This window comes from Streptomyces sp. NPDC058619 (assembly GCF_042717785.1).
Lineage (GTDB): Bacteria > Actinomycetota > Actinomycetes > Streptomycetales > Streptomycetaceae > Streptomyces.
Map to the genome: position 1 here is coordinate 1 of NZ_JBHXQN010000036.1, position 17,927 is coordinate 17,927.

General features: G+C 73.1%; 16 protein-coding genes. 9 read left to right on the forward strand and 7 right to left on the reverse strand.

Going from position 1 to position 17,927, the window contains the following annotated elements; translation table 11 throughout:
* Nucleotides 1–406 precede the first annotated feature (406 nt).
* From ACFWTC_RS27470 to ACFWTC_RS27490, 5 genes are all read left to right on the forward strand, one after another.
* Entirely contained in the window at nucleotides 407–1,174 is a 768-nt protein-coding gene (locus ACFWTC_RS27470) for an IclR family transcriptional regulator (protein WP_383927344.1), read from the forward strand.
* A gap of 326 nt (nucleotides 1,175–1,500) precedes the next feature.
* Nucleotides 1,501–2,283 (forward strand): MIP/aquaporin family protein, encoded by a 783-nt coding sequence (locus ACFWTC_RS27475; protein WP_383927346.1) that lies wholly within the window; start codon nucleotides 1,501–1,503, stop codon nucleotides 2,281–2,283.
* 75 nt (nucleotides 2,284–2,358) lie between these two features.
* Complete coding sequence (gene glpK, locus ACFWTC_RS27480) at nucleotides 2,359–3,900, forward strand: glycerol kinase GlpK (protein ID WP_383927349.1); 1,542 nt, start codon at nucleotides 2,359–2,361, stop codon at nucleotides 3,898–3,900.
* Between the two features lie 44 nt (nucleotides 3,901–3,944).
* Nucleotides 3,945–5,552, forward strand: a complete 1,608-nt coding sequence (locus ACFWTC_RS27485; protein WP_383927352.1) for an FAD-dependent oxidoreductase — start codon at nucleotides 3,945–3,947, stop codon at nucleotides 5,550–5,552.
* A gap of 127 nt (nucleotides 5,553–5,679) precedes the next feature.
* Nucleotides 5,680–6,669: a PAC2 family protein gene (locus ACFWTC_RS27490; RefSeq protein WP_383927355.1), complete on the forward strand. Its 990-nt coding sequence runs from the start codon at nucleotides 5,680–5,682 to the stop codon at nucleotides 6,667–6,669.
* A 141-nt stretch (nucleotides 6,670–6,810) separates the two neighbouring features.
* Here ACFWTC_RS27490 and mshC read toward each other — a convergent pair whose 3' ends face one another.
* From mshC to ACFWTC_RS27510, 4 genes are all read right to left on the reverse strand, one after another.
* Complete coding sequence (gene mshC, locus ACFWTC_RS27495) at nucleotides 6,811–8,040, reverse strand: cysteine--1-D-myo-inosityl 2-amino-2-deoxy-alpha-D-glucopyranoside ligase (protein ID WP_383927358.1); 1,230 nt, start codon at nucleotides 8,038–8,040, stop codon at nucleotides 6,811–6,813.
* Between the two features lie 110 nt (nucleotides 8,041–8,150).
* Nucleotides 8,151–9,026, reverse strand: a complete 876-nt coding sequence (locus tag ACFWTC_RS27500; protein ID WP_384028858.1) for an SCO1664 family protein — start codon at nucleotides 9,024–9,026, stop codon at nucleotides 8,151–8,153.
* Nucleotides 8,990–9,580 carry a DUF3090 domain-containing protein gene (locus ACFWTC_RS27505; protein ID WP_383927363.1) on the reverse strand — a complete coding sequence of 197 codons (591 nt, stop codon included), beginning with the start codon at nucleotides 9,578–9,580 and terminating at the stop codon, nucleotides 8,990–8,992. The genes ACFWTC_RS27500 and ACFWTC_RS27505 overlap by 37 nt, the downstream gene beginning before the upstream one ends.
* A gap of 77 nt (nucleotides 9,581–9,657) precedes the next feature.
* Nucleotides 9,658–10,386, reverse strand: coding sequence for a histidine phosphatase family protein (locus ACFWTC_RS27510; RefSeq protein WP_383927366.1), 729 nt, complete (start codon nucleotides 10,384–10,386; stop codon nucleotides 9,658–9,660).
* A gap of 62 nt (nucleotides 10,387–10,448) precedes the next feature.
* On the opposite strand from ACFWTC_RS27510, the gene ACFWTC_RS27515 reads away from it, so the two are divergent.
* Nucleotides 10,449–11,432, forward strand: a complete 984-nt coding sequence (locus ACFWTC_RS27515; protein ID WP_384028860.1) for a magnesium and cobalt transport protein CorA — start codon at nucleotides 10,449–10,451, stop codon at nucleotides 11,430–11,432.
* A 78-nt stretch (nucleotides 11,433–11,510) separates the two neighbouring features.
* Here ACFWTC_RS27515 and ACFWTC_RS27520 read toward each other — a convergent pair whose 3' ends face one another.
* Together ACFWTC_RS27520 and ACFWTC_RS27525 are read right to left on the reverse strand one after the other, a co-directional pair.
* Nucleotides 11,511–12,299: a ferritin-like domain-containing protein gene (locus ACFWTC_RS27520; RefSeq protein WP_383927369.1), complete on the reverse strand. Its 789-nt coding sequence runs from the start codon at nucleotides 12,297–12,299 to the stop codon at nucleotides 11,511–11,513.
* A 234-nt stretch (nucleotides 12,300–12,533) separates the two neighbouring features.
* A complete protein-coding gene (locus ACFWTC_RS27525; protein WP_267722614.1) occupies nucleotides 12,534–13,583 on the reverse strand; it encodes an LLM class F420-dependent oxidoreductase in 1,050 nt (349 codons plus the stop codon).
* 105 nt (nucleotides 13,584–13,688) lie between these two features.
* Between ACFWTC_RS27525 and ACFWTC_RS27530 the strand changes: the two genes are divergently transcribed.
* On the forward strand, nucleotides 13,689–14,672 hold the full coding sequence (locus ACFWTC_RS27530; RefSeq protein ID WP_383927372.1) for an aldo/keto reductase: 984 nt from the start codon (nucleotides 13,689–13,691) through the stop codon (nucleotides 14,670–14,672).
* Nucleotides 14,669–16,924 carry a helix-hairpin-helix domain-containing protein gene (locus tag ACFWTC_RS27535; protein WP_383927375.1) on the forward strand — a complete coding sequence of 752 codons (2,256 nt, stop codon included), beginning with the start codon at nucleotides 14,669–14,671 and terminating at the stop codon, nucleotides 16,922–16,924. Before ACFWTC_RS27530 ends, ACFWTC_RS27535 begins: the two co-directional genes overlap by 4 nt.
* 59 nt (nucleotides 16,925–16,983) lie before the next feature.
* Here the strand turns inward: ACFWTC_RS27535 and ACFWTC_RS27540 are convergent, their stop codons facing one another.
* The gene (locus tag ACFWTC_RS27540; protein WP_384028862.1) at nucleotides 16,984–17,661 is read right to left on the reverse strand and encodes a hypothetical protein; all 678 of its coding nucleotides are present in this window, start codon (nucleotides 17,659–17,661) and stop codon (nucleotides 16,984–16,986) included.
* Between the two features lie 47 nt (nucleotides 17,662–17,708).
* Here ACFWTC_RS27540 and ACFWTC_RS27545 point away from each other — a divergent pair, with 47 nt between their 5' ends.
* Nucleotides 17,709–17,897 (forward strand): DUF5703 family protein, encoded by a 189-nt coding sequence (locus ACFWTC_RS27545; RefSeq protein WP_031146791.1) that lies wholly within the window; start codon nucleotides 17,709–17,711, stop codon nucleotides 17,895–17,897.
* Nucleotides 17,898–17,927 lie beyond the last annotated feature (30 nt).

Genomic DNA, 17,927 nt, shown 5'->3' on the forward strand with positions numbered 1-17,927 from the left:
GAGGGGTCCTGCTCCTGGAGCATCGTCCCCATCGCACCATCCGCGACGACCACACGGGTGGCGAGGGCCTCACGGAGGGCGTCGGCCCGGGTCTGGGTGTCGGCGGGCGGGTTCGGCAACGAGGCCATGGCTGAGCTCCCTGGGATGCGACGGCTGTCGGCTTTGCACCCCCTCTGCGTCCAGGGTGCACGCGGTCAGGGTAACCGTGCCCTCCCGGCCCCGGTGAGGTTGTCCCACGTGGCGGACTGCATTCTGTGGCGGGGGCGGACGGGCGCGCACGGGTGTGCGGCGTCGCGATGTACCGGCCGCCCCTGCGCGAGGTCGACATCGACCGATACTGTTCAGCATTGTCGAACCGCATCACCATAGTCAGTAGCCAGCAGGAACGTCAGCAGGAGGCAGCGCGATGGCACGGAACATCCAGTCGCTCGAACGAGCCGCTGCGATGCTGCGGCTGCTGGCCGGAGGCGAGCGCCGGCTGGGGCTCTCGGACGTGGCCTCGTCCCTCGGCCTCGCCAAGGGGACGGCGCACGGCATCCTGCGCACCCTGCAGGCCGAGGGCTTCGTGGAGCAGGACGAGGCCTCCGGCCGGTACCAGCTGGGCGCGGAGCTGCTGCGCCTGGGCAACAGCTACCTCGACGTGCACGAACTCCGCGCCCGCGCCCTGGTCTGGACCGATGACCTGGCCCGGGCGAGCGGCGAGAGCGTGTATGTGGGCGTGCTGCACAAGAGCGGGGTGCTGATCATGCACCACGTGTTCCGGCCCGACGACAGCCGCCAGGTGCTGGAGGTCGGGGCGATGCAGCCGCTGCACTCGACCGCGCTGGGCAAGGTGCTGTCGGCGCACGACCCGGTCGCGCACACGCAGGCCGTGGAGATGGAGCGCGAGGCGTTCACCCCCCGGACCGTCACGGACGGCGCCGGCTTCGAGGAGATCCTGGACCTGACCCGGGCCCGCGGCTGGGCCGCGGACGTCGAGGAGACCTGGGACGGCATCGCCTCCATCGCGGCTCCCATCCACAACCGGCGCCGCATGCCGGTGGGCGCGGTGGCGGTCGCGGGGGCCGTGGAGCGGGTCTGCGGGGAGGCCGGGGAGCCCCGTGCGGCCCTCATCGCGTCCGTCCGGGACTGTGCGCGCGCTGTTTCACGCGATCTCGGCGCAGGCCGGTTCTAGGGCCCCCACAGCCCCTCCAGCGTCGTTCTCGGCCAGACCCCGGCTCCCCCATGCCCTCTTTTCGCCATATCCCGACCATTCGATGGCCGGATTTGGCTGATCCCACCGAGCGGTAACGATCCGACACTTTGGCCTGGCCGACCCTTGACGCAATCTTCATCTGGGCGGAAAACTGCCGTTCACCGGTCGGCATTGTCGAACACCTAACGGCAATACGCGTTAGGGTGAGACAGGCCAAGGGCCGGTGCAGCACTCACCGAGTGCGCGGAACCACCGGTGGGACCCGGTGTCCGCCCACCCCTGGACGTATGACAAAGGAGTCGCGGGTGTCCAGCTCCGACATCTTCATCGGCGAGACCATCGGTACCGCCCTGCTCACTCTGCTCGGTGGCGGCGTCTGCGCCGCCGTCACCCTCAAGAGCTCCAAGGCCCGCAACGCGGGCTGGCTGGCCATCACGTTCGGCTGGGGTTTCGCCGTTCTGATCGCGGCATACGTCTCCGCACCGCTCTCCGGCGCGCACCTCAACCCGGCGGTCACCGTCGGCATCGCCGTCAAGGACGGCGCCTGGGGCGACGTTCCGGTCTACCTCGCCGGCCAGCTCCTCGGCGCGATGATCGGCGCGGTCCTGATGTGGATCACCTACTACGGCCAGTTCCGCGCCCACCTGGCGGACCCGGAGCACATCCGCGACGCGAAGCTCGGCCCCGAGGACCCGCACCCGCACGACCAGGCCGGTCCGGTGCTCGGCGTCTTCTCCACGGGCCCCGAGATCCGCAACACCGTCCAGAACCTCGCCACCGAGATCATCGGCACCGTCGTCCTGATCCTGGCCATCCTGACCCAGGGCCTCCAGGACGACGGCAAGGGCCTCGGCGTCATCGGCGTCCTGATCACCTCGTTCGTGGTCGTCGGCATAGGCCTCTCGCTCGGCGGTCCGACCGGCTACGCGATCAACCCGGTCCGCGACCTCGGTCCGCGCATCGTCCACGCCCTGCTGCCGCTTCCCCACAAGGGCGGCTCCGACTGGGGATACTCCTGGATCCCGGTGGTCGGCCCGCTCGTCGGTGCCGTCATAGCCGGTGGTCTGTACAACATCGCGTTCGCCTGATCAGCATCGGCAGCGATCGCAAGATCCGCACCGCACCCTGATTCCGCCTACTCACGACCTGCCAGGAGCAGCCACATGACCAGCAGCACCGGCCCCTTCATCGCCGCGATCGACCAGGGCACCACCTCCTCCCGCTGCATCGTGTTCGACCGCGACGGCCGCATCGTCGCCGTCGACCAGAAGGAGCACGAGCAGATCTTCCCGAAGCCGGGCTGGGTCGAGCACGACGCCAACGAGATCTGGACCAACGTCCAGGAGGTCGTCGCCGGGGCCATCGCCAAGGCCGCCCAGGACGTCCCCGGCTTCACCGCCGCCGACGTCAAGGCCGTCGGCATCACCAACCAGCGCGAGACCACGCTCATGTGGGACCGCCACACCGGCGAGCCCGTGCACAACGCGCTCGTCTGGCAGGACACCCGCACCGACGCGCTGTGCAAGGAGCTCGGCCGCAACGTCGGCCAGGACCGCTTCCGCCGCGAGACCGGCCTCCCGCTGGCGAGTTACTTCGCCGGCCCGAAGGCCCGCTGGCTGCTCGACAACGTCGAGGGCCTGCGCGAGCGCGCCGAGGCGGGGGACATCCTCTTCGGCACCATGGACTCGTGGGTCATCTGGAACCTGACCGGCGGCGCCCAGGGCGGCGTGCACGTCACCGACGTCACCAACGCCTCGCGCACCATGCTGATGAACCTGCACAACCTGACCTGGGACGAGCGCATCGCCGAGTCCATGGGCGTGCCGCTCAACGTCCTCCCGGAGATCCGGTCCTCCGCCGAGGTCTACGGCGAGGTCAAGGAGGGCGTCCTGGCGGGCGTCCCCGTCGCCTCGGCGCTCGGTGACCAGCAGGCCGCCCTGTTCGGTCAGACCTGTTTCGCCGAGGGCGAGGCCAAGTCCACGTACGGCACCGGCACGTTCATGCTGATGAACACCGGCGACAAGATCATCAACTCCTACAGCGGCCTGCTGACCACGGTCGGCTACCAGATCGGCGACGAGAAGCCGGTCTACGCGCTGGAGGGCTCCATCGCCGTCACCGGCTCGCTCGTCCAGTGGATGCGCGACCAGATGGGCCTGATCAAGTCCGCGGCCGAGATCGAGACCCTGGCCTCCTCCGTCGAGGACAACGGCGGCGCGTACTTCGTGCCGGCCTTCTCCGGCCTGTTCGCCCCGTACTGGCGCTCCGACGCCCGCGGCGTGATCACCGGCCTCACCCGGTACGTCACCAAGGCGCACATCGCCCGTGCCGTCCTGGAGGCCACCGCCTGGCAGACCCGCGAGATCACCGACGCCATGACCAAGGACTCGGGCGTCGAGCTCGCCGCCCTCAAGGTCGACGGCGGCATGACCTCCAACAACCTGCTGATGCAGACGCTCTCGGACTTCCTGGACGCCCCCGTGGTGCGCCCGATGGTCGCCGAGACCACCTGCCTCGGCGCCGCCTACGCCGCCGGCCTGGCCGTCGGCTTCTGGCCCGACACCGACGCCCTGCGCGCCAACTGGCGCCGCGCGGCCGAGTGGACCCCGCGCATGCCCGCCGAGCAGCGGGACCGCGAGTACAAGAGCTGGCTCAAGGCCGTCGAGCGGTCCATGGGCTGGGTCGACGACGAAGACGCCAGCTGACCGTCCGGCCGGCGCAATCGACGAGTAAGTAGGAGTCAACGGATATGAGCACCCTGCAGAGCGTTCCCACCCTGGGCACGCACCCGACCGCCGGCTCGAACCCGAGCCGCGCCGAGACCCGTGAGCAGTTGGCCAAGGCCACGTACGACCTGCTGGTCATCGGCGGTGGGATCCTGGGCACCTCGGTGGCCTGGCACGCCGCGCAGTCGGGTCTGCGGGTCGCCATGGTGGACGCCGGCGACTTCGCCGGCGCCACTTCCTCCGCCTCTTCCAAGCTCGTCCACGGCGGTCTGCGCTACCTCCAGACCGGCGCGGTCAAGCTGGTGGCCGAGAACCACCACGAGCGCCGGGTCCTGGCGAAGGACGTGGCCCCGCACCTGGTCAACCCGCTCACCTTCTACCTCCCCGTGTACAAGGGCGGTCCGGTGGGCGCGGCCAAGCTGGGTGCGGGCGTCTTCGCCTACTCCGCCCTCTCGGCCTTCGGCGACGGCATCGGCAAGGTCATCTCGCCGGCCCGCGCCGTCGCCGACAACCCGGGTCTGAAGACGGACAACCTCAAGGCCGTCGCGGTCTACTACGACCACCAGATGAACGACTCCCGCGTCGCCGTCATGACGGTCCGCGCGGCCGTCGAGTCGGGTGCCGTCGTCCTCAACCACGCCGAGGTCACCGGGCTGCGCACCACGCGGGGCCGGGTCTCCGGCGCCGAGCTCAAGGACCGTCTGGACGGCACCGAGTTCGGGGTCGACGCGCGGGTCGTGCTCAACGCCACCGGCCCGTGGGTGGACCACCTGCGGCGCATGGAGGACAAGCACTCCATGCCGTCGATCCGCCTCTCCAAGGGCGCGCACATCGTCATGAAGCGCAAGTCGCCGTGGAAGGCCGCCATGGCCACCCCGATCGACAAGTACCGCATCACCTTCGCCCTCCCCTGGGAGGACCAGCTGCTGCTCGGCACCACCGACGAGGTGTACGAGGGCGACCCGGGCGACGTGCGCGCCACCGAGTCCGACATCCAGCAGATCCTGGACGAGGCGGCCTTCTCGGTGAAGGACGCGGACCTGGACCGCTCGCTGATGACGTACGCCTTCGCGGGCCTGCGGGTGCTGCCCGGCGGCCCCGGCGGCGTCGAGAAGGCCAAGCGCGAGACGGTCGTCTCCGAGGGCGCCGGCGGCATGCTGTCGGTGGCCGGCGGCAAGTGGACCACGTACCGCCACATCGGCCGCGTGGTCATGGACAAGCTGGCGAAGCTCCCGGGCAGCCCGCTGAGCGAGGACATGGAGCCGGCGAAGTCGCTGGTGCGCCGGATCCCGCTGCCCGGTGTCGCCAACCCGAACGCGGTCGCGCACCGGCTGCTGGTGGACCGCGAGCCCGGCTCCCGGATGGACCCGCTGACCGCGCGCCACCTGGCCTCGCACTACGGCTCGCTGGCGTTCGACATCGCGCGCATCGCCAACGAGGACCCGGCGCTGGCCGAGCGCATCCACCCGGACGGCCCGGAGATCTGGGCCCAGGTCGCCTACGCCCGCGACAACGAGTGGGCCCAGACGGTCGACGACGTGCTGCGCCGGCGCACGACGGTGACGGTCCGCGGTCTGGACGACGCCTCCGTGCGCGCCCGGGTCGAGGAGATGCTGGGCCACAAGGCATAGCTCTCGTTCAGGTGGGGAAGAGGGGCGGTTCCGAGGGGAACCGCCCCTCTGTCGTGGGCTGTGGCCGATGTCCCTTCAAGGCTTAGGCTGACCCCCGTACGCAAGGGAACTTCGGAAGGAGACCTGGGTGATCGAGCTTGAGGGCGTGCCCGAGCTGATCGACCCGGTCATGGTGGCCGCGTTCGAGGGCTGGAACGACGCGGGTGACGCCGCCTCCGGCGCGGTCGCACACCTGGACCGGGAGTGGAAGGGCGAGGTGTTCGCGGCGCTCGACGCCGAGGACTACTACGATTTCCAGGTCAACCGGCCGACGGTCTGGCTGGACAACGGGGTACGGAAGATCACCTGGCCGACGACACGGCTGTCGGTGGTCCGGATCGGCGGCGCGAAGCCGCGCGACCTGGTGCTCGTACGGGGCATCGAACCGTCCATGCGGTGGCGGTCGTTCTGCAACGAGATCCTCGGCTTCGCCCACGAGCTGGGCGTGGAGATGGTGGTCATCCTGGGGGCGCTGCTCGGGGACACGCCGCACACGCGGCCGGTGCCGGTGAGCGGGGTCACCTCGGACGCGGACCTGGCCCGGACCATGGACCTGGAGGAGACGAAGTACGAGGGCCCGACGGGCATCGTGGGCATCCTCCAGGAGGCGTGCACGCACGCGGGGGTCCCGGCGGTGTCGCTGTGGGCGGCGGTGCCGCACTACGTGTCGCAGCCGCCCAACCCGAAGGCGACGCTGGCCCTGCTGAACCGGCTGGAGGACCTGATCGACCTCCGGATCCCGCTGGGCGAACTGCCGGAGGACGCCCGGGCGTGGCAGCTGGGCGTGGACCAACTGGCGGCCGAGGACAGCGAGGTGGCGGAGTACGTCCAGACGCTGGAGGAGGCGCGGGACACCGCCGACCTGCCCGAGGCGTCCGGTGACGCCATCGCCCGGGAGTTCGAGCGGTACCTGAGGCGGCGGGACCCGTCCGCCGCCGCGGAGCCGGGGGACGCGACGTACCTGCGGGACCCGTCCAGCGGGCTCCCCCGGGCGCCGAAGCGCAAGCCGGAGGTGGCCGGGGAGGAACCCCCGCCGCCCGCGGCCGCCCCGGAGGAGGATCCGCCCTCGGAGGCTTAGGCCGGCTGCGGCCGGGTGCGGCACCGCACAGCAGGACGGAGAACGCCGGCGGGGCCGGACCGCGCGCGGTGCGCGGTCCGGCCCCGCCGGCGTGTGGGGCGCGGGGCCCGGGGGCGGGGCCCCCGGGTGCAGCCCGGACGGTTACAGGGCCACGCCCAGCAGGGCGTCGACGGTACGGGAGACCAGGCCCGGGGCGGACTCGTCGTCGCCGCCGCCGGCCAGCTGGAGCTCCACCCAGCGGTCCACGGCGGCCAGCGCCGCCGGGGCGTCCAGATCGGCGGCGAGGGCCGCGCGGACCTCGTCCACCAGGGCGTCCGCGGGGAGCCCGTCCGGCCGGGACACGGCCGCGCGCCAGCGCTCCAGGCGGGCCACCGCCTCGGCGAGCACCGCGTCCGTCCACTCCCAGTCGGCCCGGTAGTGGTGCGACAGGAGCGCGAGGCGGATCGCCGCCGGGTCGACGCCGGCCCGCCGCAGGGCGGAGACGAAGACCAGGTTGCCCCGGGACTTCGACATCTTCTCGCCGTGCAGGGCCACCATGCCGGCGTGGACGTACGCCTTGGCCATCGGGAACTCGCCCGTCAGCACCTGCGCGTGCGAGGCGCCCATCTCGTGGTGGGGGAACACCAGGTCGGAGCCGCCGCCCTGGATGTCGAAGCCCATGCCCAGGTGGTCCAGGGCGATGGCGACGCACTCGATGTGCCAGCCCGGGCGGCCGCGGCCCAGCGAGCCGCCGTCCCAGCTGGGCTCGCCCGGGCGGGCGGCCATCCACAGCATCGGGTCGAGCGGGTTCTTCTTGCCCGGCCGCTCCGGGTCGCCGCCGCGTTCGGCGGACAGCAGCCGCATCGCCTCGGCGTCGAGGTGCGAGACCCCGCCGAAGTGGGGGTCGGACTCCACGGAGAAGTAGACGTCGCCGTCCAGGTCGTACGCGGCGCCCGCGTCGCGCAGCCGCTCGACCAGCGGCACGATGCCGGGTATGGCCTCGACGGCTCCGATGTAGTGCTGCGGCGGCAGCATCCGCAGGGCGGTCATGTCCTCGCGGAAGAGCGCGGTCTCGCGCTCGGCCAGCTCGGTCCAGTCGTGCCCGTCGCGCTGGGCCCGCTCCAGGAGCGGGTCGTCCACGTCCGTGACGTTCTGGACGTAATGGACCTGCCTCTTGGTGTCGAGCCACACGCGCTGCACGAGGTCGAACGCGTTGTAGGTCGCCGCGTGACCGATGTGGGTCGCGTCGTACGGCGTGATGCCGCAGACGTAGATTCGGGCGACGGGACCGGGGGCGAGGGTGATCGTCCCCTGGGTCGCGGTGTCGTGGATCTGGAGGTCGCGGCCCTTGCCAGGCAGGGCGGGGACCTCAGAAGCGGGCCAGGCATGCATGGCACGAGCGTAACCGGACGGATGTTCCGGAAACGAACCGGACCAGCACTGTTGTCTTGATCGACTCTCTTGCGGTCTGGCCGATTCTGTGCGTGTCGAGACTGGCTGGATCAGACCGGTGGCCAGGGAATCGCCGGCCACTGCCCCGACGGTTTCGGATGTATGCCGGTGCGCAGCAGCTGCTCCACCCGGTCCCGTACGGCGGCCAGCTCGGCCGCCGTGACGAGTTCCGCCAGCCGGGTGGCCAGCGGCGCCCCGTCGGCCAGTTGCCCGCCGAGCGAGCCTAGGACCTCGCGGGCCTCGTCCGTGAGCGGCTCCCCCGCCCACCCCCACAGGAGGGTGCGCAGCTTGTCCTCGGTGTGGAAGGTCACGCCGTGGTCGATGCCGTAGAGGCGTCCGTCGGACGTGGGCAGGAGGTGGCCGCCCTTGCGGTCGCCGTTGTTGATCACGGCGTCGAGGACGGCCATGCGGCGCAGCCGCGGGTCGTCGGCGTGCACGAGCAGGGCGGTGCGGCCCTCGCCCACCTCGGCCAGGGCGACGGGCTTCCAGCCCTCCGCCGCCTCCTCGCCCTCGACGAGCGCGAGGAGCCCGCTGCCCGGGCCGCCGTCCGCGGCCCCGCCACCGTCGCCGTCCTCGTCCGGGTCGGCCGATTCGATCCAGCGCTGGACCATGCCCTCGCCGTACGGTCCGTCGCGCAGGACGGTCTCCGGTACGAGGCCCCATCCGGTGGCCTCGGAGACCAGATAGGCGGCGACCTCGCGCCGGGCGAGGTTCCCGTCGGGGAAGTCCCAGAGCGGCCGCTCGCCTTTGACCGGTTTGTACACGCAGTCGGCGGCGGCGCCCCCGTACGCGACCGTGCACAGCAGGACGGCGTTGGACGCCTCCCGGATGCGCCCGACGACGGTCAGCTCGCCCAGGGCGAGCAGGTCCTCGTGTTCCCCCGCGGTGCTCACGCCTGGCGCCGGTAGCCGTTCTGGCGCGGGCACACGTGCCCCTCCGGGTCCAGCGGCAGGCTGCACAGCGGGCAGGGCGGGCGGCCGGCGTTGACCACGTCCAGGGCCCGCTTGGCGAAGGCCCGGGCCTGGGCGCCGCTGAGGCGGACCCGCAGCATCGGCGGGCCGTTCTCCTCGTCCTGGAGCAGCCGCTCCTCGGCCTCGGCGAGGTCCTCGTCGGAGTCGGCCTCCACCTCCACCAGGGCCTGCGCCTCGACGATCATCCGCTGTTCCTCGCCGTCCCAGGCCAGGGCCATGGTGCCGACGCGGAACTCCTCGTCGACGGGGGCGTCCAGGGGCGCGGTGTCGGACACCTCGGCGGGGGCCACGGCCGGGACCGGGGCGTTGCCCCCGGTGCGCCGCACGACCTCGTCCAGCAGCTCGTCCATCCGCTCGGCCAGCGCCGCGACCTGGGTCTTCTCCAGGGAGACGCTGGTGACGCGGGGGCCGGAGGAGGCCTGCAGGAAGAACGTACGGCGTCCCGGAAGGCCGACCGTGCCGGCCACGAAGCGGTCCGGGGGGTCGTAGAGGAACACCTGACGGGGCACGTCCAGTCTCCAAGTCTCGGCGGCGGGGGCAGTCCTGCGCCCCAGTGTGGGCCCGACCACCCTACTGCGCCGTTCGATCACACGGCGCCCGCACCGCCCCCCACGACGGCGTCGTCGCCGTCCGCGGTGCGCCGGTCCGCGGCCCCGGGTTCCTCGGCCTCGTCGGAGGCCGGGCGCGGCACGAGCGGGCCGAGGTCCCCGGTGTCCCCGAGCCGGAACACGTACGGCCGGATCGGGGTGTACCGGATCGCGGTGACCGAGCAGGGGTCGACGTGGATGCGCTGGAAGAGGTCCAGGTGCATGCCCAGGGCGTCGGCCACGAGGGACTTGATGATGTCGCCGTGCGAGCACATCAGGAAGACGGCGTCGCTCCCGTGCTCCTCCTCGATCCGCGCGTTCCACTCCCGTACGGCGTCCACCGCGCGGGCCTGCATGGCGCGCATGGACTCCCCTCCGGGGAAGGAGACGGCCGAGGGGTGCTGCTGGACGATCTTCATCAGCGGTTCGTCGGACAGTTCGGAGAGCTTGCGGCCGGACCAGTCGCCGTAGTGGCACTCGCCGATCCGCTCGTCGGTGTGCGGCTCCAGCCCGGGCCGGGCAGCCAGCAGCGGGGCGAGGGTCTCCCGGCAGCGTTGCAGCGGGCTGGTGACGACGGCGGCGAGCGGCACCCCCTCCAGCCGCCCGGGCAGCGCGGCGGCCTGCTCGGCGCCGCGCTCGTCGAGGGCCACTCCCGGGGTCCACCCGGCGAGCAGTCCAGCGGTGTTGGCGGTGGACCGCCCGTGTCGTACGAGGATCAGCGTGGCCATGGCGCAAGGGTAAGCGGCGGCGCCGGTGTGCGGGCAGGCCGCCGGCAGGGAACAATGCCCGGGTGATTGTGGACTGCGCGATGTACCGGAACGGCCGTCGGTCCGAGGCTCCCGAAGACTTCTCCGACGCCCTCGACGAGGCGCGGGCGACCGGCAACTCCTTCCTCTGGGTCGGGATGCACGAGCCGTCGGAGAAGGAGTTCGACCACGTCCGCAGGGAGTTCGGGCTGCACCCGCTCGCGGTGGAGGACGCGCTGACCGCGCACCAGCGGCCGAAGCTGGAGGTGTACGACGACTCGCTGTTCGTGGTCCTCAAGCCGGTGCGGTACGACGACGCCACCGACACGGTCACCGCAGGCGAGCTGATGGTGTTCATCGGCGACTGCTTCGTCGTCACGGTCCGGCACGGCGAGGGCGCCCCGCTGGCCGCCGTGCGCCAGCGGCTGGAGCATGAGCCGCAGGTCCTGCGGCACGGCCCGACGGCGGTGCTGTACGCGGTGTCCGACGCCGTGGTGGACCACTACATCGAGGTGGCCGCCGAACTCCAGGCGGACCTGGAGGAGCTGGAGGCGGAGGTGTTCGCCCCGAACGCCTCGGACACCAAGAACACCGCCGCCCGGATCTACGGGTTCAAGCGGCAGGTGCTGGAGTTCCGCCGGGCGACGAGCCCGCTGCTCCAGCCGATGGACCGGCTCGCCTTCGGGGGCGTGCCGTTCGTCCACGAGCACGCGCAGCCGTTCTTCCGGGACGTGGCCGACCACCTGACCAAGGCGAACGAGTACATCGAGGGCCTGGACCGGCTGCTGTCGGACGCGCTCGCGGCGCACCTGGCGCAGATGGGCGTCCGGCAGAACGACGACATGCGCAAGATCTCGGCCTGGGCGGCGATGGCGGCGGTGCCGACGATGGTGGCGGGGATCTACGGCATGAACTTCGACCACATGCCGGAGCTGAGGCACACCTGGGGTTATCCGGCGGTGCTCGTGCTGATGGCGGGCCTGTGCCTGGGTCTGCACCGCACGTTCAAGCGCCGCGGCTGGCTGTAGCCCTCCCCCTCGCGCCGGTCCGCCGCGGTACCGGCGCGGCGGGTACGGGTTGCGGGGCGCGGCGGGTACGCCCCGCCGCTACGCGAACTCGGGCGCCGAGGTCGGGGCGCCGCCCAGGGCGTCGCGCCGCTCGGGCAGGCGCAGGCGCACCATGCGGTGCCAGCCGCTGAACCGCTCGTACGCGTGAACCCCCCGGATCCCGGCGGCGAGGGCGGCCGCCTTGGGCGCGGACCAGCCCAGCAGCCGTCCCATGTGGTCCATGACGGCCAGGCTCACGTCCCGGTAGACGCCGATCTCGGCGAGCGCGCTCTCGCGGAGCACCCGGTGGATGGTCCGGCCGTGGCCCGCGCGGGCCAGGCGCAGCAGTTCCTCGTGGCAGTAGGCGAGGTGGTTGTCCTCGTCGTTGCTGATCATGCGGATGGCCTTGCCGACCTCGGGGTCGTCGCCGAAGTACCGCACGAGCATGACCATCTGGTCGGCGGCGCGCTGTTCGGTGACGCGGCTGTGCGCGAGGTAGACGAGGATGTCCTCCTCGGTCAGCGGCTCCTCGCGGCGGAGCTTGTCGTGGGCCAGGCCGATGCCGCGCCGTTCCAGCAGCATCGTGTAGTCGGTCTCGGGCGGTACGGGGACCGGCGGCAGGCCGCGATTGCGGAGCAGGGCGTTGAAGATCCGCCCGTGCTTGTCCTCGTCGGCGCCGTGCCGGGTGATCTTGGGCGCGAGGTCGCGCATGCCGTCGGGTACCAGGGCGGCGATGCGGGCGTTCTCCCAGCCGCCCTGGGACTCCCCGCTGGCGGCGATGGAGCAGAACAGCTGGAAGGCGTCGTCGTGGTCGACGATCTCCTGGAACAGGCTGCGGGCAGAGAGCATGCACAGAGTCAAACGCCGCTGCCCGGGACGGGCAACCGATGGGGCGCACTACTCGTCCGAATGAACGAACCGGGTCGTCGGGCCCCGACGCGTAACCCCGCGGGCTCCCGGCGCGTTGTTGGCGGTGTCGGCCGTGGCGGGGAAGACCCCCCGAGCCCCCACCACGGCCGCAGACCTCTCCTCGCGGACGCCGCCCCCGTCCGCCCGGCGGGCTCGGAGGCCGCTCCCCGGGTCCTACGCCAGTCCGGCGAGCTCCATCGCCTCGGTGCCGGCGCGCAGGGCGGCCAGGCGCTCCTCGCGGGTGAAGCCTGCCGGCGCGAGCGTGAGCGTGGTGACCCCGGCCTCCGCGTAGGCCCGCATCCCGTCAGCGATCCGCTCCACCGGACCGAGCAGGGCGGTCGAGTCGATCAGCGAGTGCGGGACGGCCGCGGCCGCGCCCGTCTTGTCGCCGGCCAGGTACTTGTCCTGGATCTCCGCGGCTTCTTTCTCGTAGCCCATGCGCTGGGCCAGCTGGTTGTAGAAGTTCTGCTTCCGGCTGCCCATGCCGCCGACGTACAGGGCGGTGTACGGGCGGAACACGTCGGCGAGGGCGTGCACGTCGTCGCCGAGGGCGAGCGGCACGGTCGGGCACACGTCGAAGCCGTCCATGGTGAGCCCGGCCTTCTCGCGGCCCGCCCGGATGTGGGTGAGCGCGGTGGACTCCAGGTGCTCGGCGGCCGGGAAGATCAGCAGCGCGCCGTCGGCGATCTCGCCGGTCTGCTCCAGGTTCTTCGGCCCGATGGCGGCGATGTAGAGCGGGATGTGCTCGCGCTCGGGGTGCACGGTGAGCTTGAGCGGCTTGCCCGGGCCCCCGGGCAGCGGCAGGGTCCAGTGCTCGCCCTCGTAGGAGAGGCGCTCGCGGGTCATCGCCTTGCGGACGATCTCCACGTACTCCCGGGTCCGGGCGAGGGGCTTGTCGAACTTGACGCCGTACCACCCCTCGGAGACCTGCGGGCCGGAGACGCCGAGGCCGAGGCGGAAGCGGCCCCCGGTGAGGGAGTCGAGGGTGGCCGCCGTCATGGCCGTCATCGCGGGCTGGCGGGCCGGGATCTGGAGGATCGCCGAGCCGACGTCGATGCGCTCGGTCTGGGCGGCGACCCAGGCGAGCACGGTCGGGGCGTCGGAGCCGTAGGCCTCCGCGGCCCAGCAGACGTCGTAGCCGAGCCGGTCGGCCTCCTGGGCGACGGCGAGGTTGTCGGCGTCCATGCCCGCACCCCAGTAGCCGAGATTGATGCCGAGCCGCATGTCGTCCCCTTACGCAGTACCGGTGTACCCATGAGTAACGTGGGTCTGCGGGGACTGTAGCGCGCCCGGCTCCGCCGCGGCAGTGCCCCAGTAGTCTCAGCGCTCATGGAGCAGAGGCATCTCGGCCGCACCGGACTGCGCGTTTCCCGGATCGGCCTCGGCACCCTGACCTGGGGCCGCGACACCGGCGGGGACGCCGCCGCCGAGCAGGTGAAGACCTTCTGGGACGCGGGCGGCACCCTCGTCGACACCGCCGACGTGTACGGGGACGGGGAGGCGGAGCACCTCCTCGGGCAGCTCGTCGGGGGGCTCGTCCCCCGCCGGGACCTGGTGATCGCCACGAAGGCCGGCAGCGTGCCGCATCCGGACCGGCGGTTCGACGGCTCGCGCGGGCACCTACTGGCCGCCCTCGACGCCTCCCTGGAGCGGCTCGGCACCGAGTACGTGGACCTCTGGCAGATCCACGCCTTCGACCCGGCGACCCCGCTGGAGGAGACCCTGCAGGCCCTGGACCTGGCCGTGAGCAGCGGCCGGGCCCGGTACGCGGGCGTGGCGGGATTCTGCGGCTGGCAGCTCGCGAAGGCGGCGACCTGGCAGCTCGCGGCCCCGGGCACCCGGACGCGGCTCGCCTCGGCCCAGATGGAGTACTCCCTGCTCCAGCGCGGCGTGGAGCGGGAGGTGCTGCCGGCCGCGCTCGACCTGGGCATCGGCCTGCTGCCCTCCTCCCCGCTGGGGCGCGGAGTCCTGACGGGCAAGTACCGCGCCGGCACCCCGGCGGACTCCCGGGGCGCGTCGGAGGCCCTGGCCGCACTGGTGGATCCGTACCTGGACGACGCGGCGGGCCGGATCGTGGACGCGGTGGTCACCGCCGCCCAGGGGCTCGGGGTGACACCGCTCCAGGTCGCGCTGGCGTGGCTCCGGGACCGGCCCGGGGTGGTCGCGCCGATCGTCGGCGCGCGGACTTCGGAGCAGCTCGCGGCGGCGCTGTCGGTGGAGGCCCTTAGTCTTCCGGAGGAGATCTGCCGGGCGCTGGACGACGTTTCGGCGCCCGTGCACCGCTATCCCGACCAGGACTGGAGCACGCTGTGAGCACGGACCCCGCCACGGAAACCCCCGAGGAGCCCGCCGACGGCACCGTCGGCCCGGAGGGTCCCACGGCATCCGAGCCCGCCCCGCCGGACCCCGACGGAGCCGGCGATTCCGCCGGGGAGGACCGGGCGGCGGCGGAGGACGCCGCCGACGGCGACCCCGAGGATGCGGCCGCGGGGGCGGAGCAGGGCGCCGAACCGGCTGCCGCGGAGGACGCCGCGGACGGTGAGGGCTCCACCGGTGCCGACGCCGCGGCGGCGGAACCCGCGGCGGACCCGGCTTCGGCGGACGCTGCCGCGCCTCCCGGGCTGAGCGAGGCGCAGGCCGAGCTGGCCGCGCAGAAGGTCGAGCGGGAGCGCATCGCCCGCCGCAAGGCCGAACGGGAGGCTCCGGTCGAGGCCGGGGCGAAGCTCAGCGGCCGGGCCGCCGACCTGCTGGCGGCCGTACGGGCCGTGGAGAGCGGGGCCGAGGCGCCCGCCGTGTACTTCGACGAGGCCCCCGCCGCGCCGCGGAAGGCGGCTCCCGCTCCCCCGGCGCCGCGCACGCCGGTGCCCGCGGCCGCCCCCGCGCCGGCGCCGCAGGCGTCCGCCGGGACCGTGGACGCCGTACGGGCGGTCCTGGCCCGCGGCGGCGCCCCGGAGGACCTCGCGGCCCCGGTCGCCGCGGCCCTGGGCGACGGCGCGGCGCAGGAGCTGGCCGAGGACCCCTGGCGGCTCCTGTCCGTCCCCGCGGTGCGCCCGAGCCAGGCGGACGGCTTCGCCCGGGCCCTGCTGGGCGCAGGGGCCGGTCCCGGGGACGAGCGCCGCACCGCGGCACTGCTGGGCTGGCTGCTGGTACAGGCGGGGCTCAAGGGGCACACCGCGCTGGAGGCCCCGGTCCTGGAGAAGGCCCTGTCCCAGTACGGCGTCCCGGAGCCCGCCGAGGCCCTCGCGGAGGCGGTCGCCGACGGCTCGGTGCTGGTGTTCCACGAGCCGCTGGGCCCTCCGCCGGCGGAGGAGGACGCGGAGCAGCCGGTACGCGTCCTCGTGGGTCTGGAGGGGGCCGCGATGGCCGAGGAGAGCCTGGCCGACGGCCTGGCCCGCATCGCCAGCGCCCTCGACGGCCCGGCGGACTGGGAGGGCGCCGCCACCGGACCGGGCGCCGAGCTGATCCGCGCGGTCGCGGCCCACGGCCTGGTCGCCCACACGGGCGGCTGGGCGGCCCGCGCCGAACCGCTCGCGCTGCTGGCGGCCGCCCGGGAACGGGGGCTGCGCGCCTGCCTGGCCGCGCACGCCCCCGGCGGCCCGGACTCCGTGACCGTGGCGGGGCTGCTGGCCGGCGCGGAGGGGCCCGGGCGGGACGCCGACGGGCAGTTCGCACTGGACCTGCTCGTGGTGCTGGACGCGCCGCAGCTGGACGTCGAGACGGCGGCCGCGCTGGTGGAGTCCGTCCCGGACGGGGCCCGGCTGGTGCTGTCCGGCGACACCGGGGTCCTCGGGTCCGCCGGGGCCGGTCGGGTCTTCGCCGATGTGCTGGCGGCCCGTACCTGCCCCGTGCTGGTCTCCCGGACCCCCGACCCGGGCCCGGTCGGCGAGCTGGTCTCGGGGATCGGGATCGGGGAGCTCCACCAGGTCGAAGCCCCCGGCAAGGAGGTCGTCATCGTCCCGGTGCGCGACGCCGGCGAGGCCGTGCACCGCACGGTGCAGCTCGTGGCCGAGTCGGTGCCGCGGGCGTTCGGCATCCCGGCGGACGGCGTGCAGGTGATCACCCCGGGCCACGGCGGTGCGGCGGGGACCCGCGCGCTGAACGCGGCGCTGAAGGAGCGGCTGAACCCCGGCCCCGGCCGCTTCGGCGGCTTCGACCCCGGCGACCGCGTCGTCCACGTGCCCTCGCCCGGGCGGGCCCTGCCGGCGCGGGTGGTGTCGGCCGACGCGGAGGGGCTGCACCTGGACCGCGCGGGCGCGCGGGTGGTCGTACCGAAGGAGCTGGTGGAGGCGCAGGTGCGGCACGGCTGGGCGGTGACGGCGCACCAGGCCGTCGGGACGCGCTGGCCGGCGGCGGTCGTCGTGCTGCCCGGCGACGCGGCGGAGTCCCTGTCGCGGGACTGGGTGTACACGGCGTTCGGACGTGCCGAGCGGCACCTGTCGGTGGTGCACGGCGTCGACCAGGCGCTGCCGCGGGCGGTGGCGGAGGTCCTGCCGAAGCCGCGTACGACCCGGCTGACGGGCCTGCTGACCGCGCTGGCGGTGTCGGCGCGGGAGCAGCCGCAATAGCCGGACTGCGGCTGGCACGCCGTGGCCCCCGCCGCGGGGCGGGGGCCACGGCGGCCGGGTCAGGCCGGGGCCAGCCCCGGCTCGGCAGCTTCGTCCTCGCGGTCGTCCTCAGGCCCGTCCTCGTCGTCGAACTCGTCGGTCTCCTCGTCGAACACGGAGCTGACGTCGAACCGGTGCAGGACGTCCTCCGGGCCGGTGTGCTCGAACGGCGAGTTCAGCCACTCCCCCGGTTCGGCCACCTCCTCCGAGGCCGCGATCCAGAGGGTGGAGTCGCCCTCCTCCAGACCGAACTCCTTGTAGCGGGAGGCGATCTCGTCGGGCTCGTACTCCCCGAAGAGCACGCCCAGCGCGCCCGCGGTACCGCCGTCGTGCACGAGCTCGGCGTCGCGGTCGTGCGCGGCGACACGCTCGGCCTGGGCGATCAGCCGCGGCGGCTCGACCACGGCGTAGTCCCGGCGGATGAGCACGCTGAAGGCGGCCGGATCGGCGGGGCCGGCGTACGGGACGCCGTCCTCGGGCGTGGGGATCTCGAAGGGGGTGACCTCGTCGTAGCGGTCGTAGAGGAGTTCGTCGTACTCCTCGGCGGCGGCGGCGAGTTCGTTGAACGCGGCGTAGACGTCCGGGTCCTCGTCCCCGGTCCTGCGCTCGACCGCGGCGAGGTGGCGGTCGAGTGCGGCCTTGACCGCTTCGGCGGCGGCGCGTACCTCGGCAACAGTGGGCAGAGCGGCATCAGACATGGAGTAGACGCTATCCGTAGCAGGGCTCTGCCCGCACAATAGATGCGATGCCGGAATACGAATTCGTCGACGTGTACGTACCCCGCGGCGTCCCTCGCAAGGAGGCGACCCGCCTGTTGACCGATCATGCCGAGTACGGGAACTGGGAACTCGACCGTCTGACCCTGCACCGGGACGGCAGCCGCCGCGTGCGACTGCGCCGCCGGATCATCCGCCAGGTCCGCGCGACCTGGTGACGCCGATGACGCGGGCCCCGGGGGCGGGGC

Excerpts from the sequence above, each read along its gene's own strand:
- mshC (WP_383927358.1), bottom strand. The coding sequence starts at position 8,040 with ATGCATGCCTGGCCCGCTTCTGAGGTCCCCGCCCTGCCTGGCAAGGGC.
- ACFWTC_RS27545 (WP_031146791.1), top strand. The coding sequence starts at position 17,709 with ATGCCGGAATACGAATTCGTCGACGTGTACGTACCCCGCGGCGTCCCT.
- ACFWTC_RS27530 (WP_383927372.1), top strand. The coding sequence starts at position 13,689 with ATGGAGCAGAGGCATCTCGGCCGCACCGGACTGCGCGTTTCCCGGATC.
- ACFWTC_RS27485 (WP_383927352.1), top strand. The coding sequence starts at position 3,945 with ATGAGCACCCTGCAGAGCGTTCCCACCCTGGGCACGCACCCGACCGCC.
- glpK (WP_383927349.1), top strand. The coding sequence starts at position 2,359 with ATGACCAGCAGCACCGGCCCCTTCATCGCCGCGATCGACCAGGGCACC.
- ACFWTC_RS27525 (WP_267722614.1), bottom strand. The coding sequence starts at position 13,583 with ATGCGGCTCGGCATCAATCTCGGCTACTGGGGTGCGGGCATGGACGCC.
- ACFWTC_RS27520 (WP_383927369.1), bottom strand. The coding sequence starts at position 12,299 with ATGCTCTCTGCCCGCAGCCTGTTCCAGGAGATCGTCGACCACGACGAC.
- ACFWTC_RS27470 (WP_383927344.1), top strand. The coding sequence starts at position 407 with ATGGCACGGAACATCCAGTCGCTCGAACGAGCCGCTGCGATGCTGCGG.
- ACFWTC_RS27540 (WP_384028862.1), bottom strand. The coding sequence starts at position 17,661 with ATGTCTGATGCCGCTCTGCCCACTGTTGCCGAGGTACGCGCCGCCGCC.
- ACFWTC_RS27510 (WP_383927366.1), bottom strand. The coding sequence starts at position 10,386 with ATGGCCACGCTGATCCTCGTACGACACGGGCGGTCCACCGCCAACACC.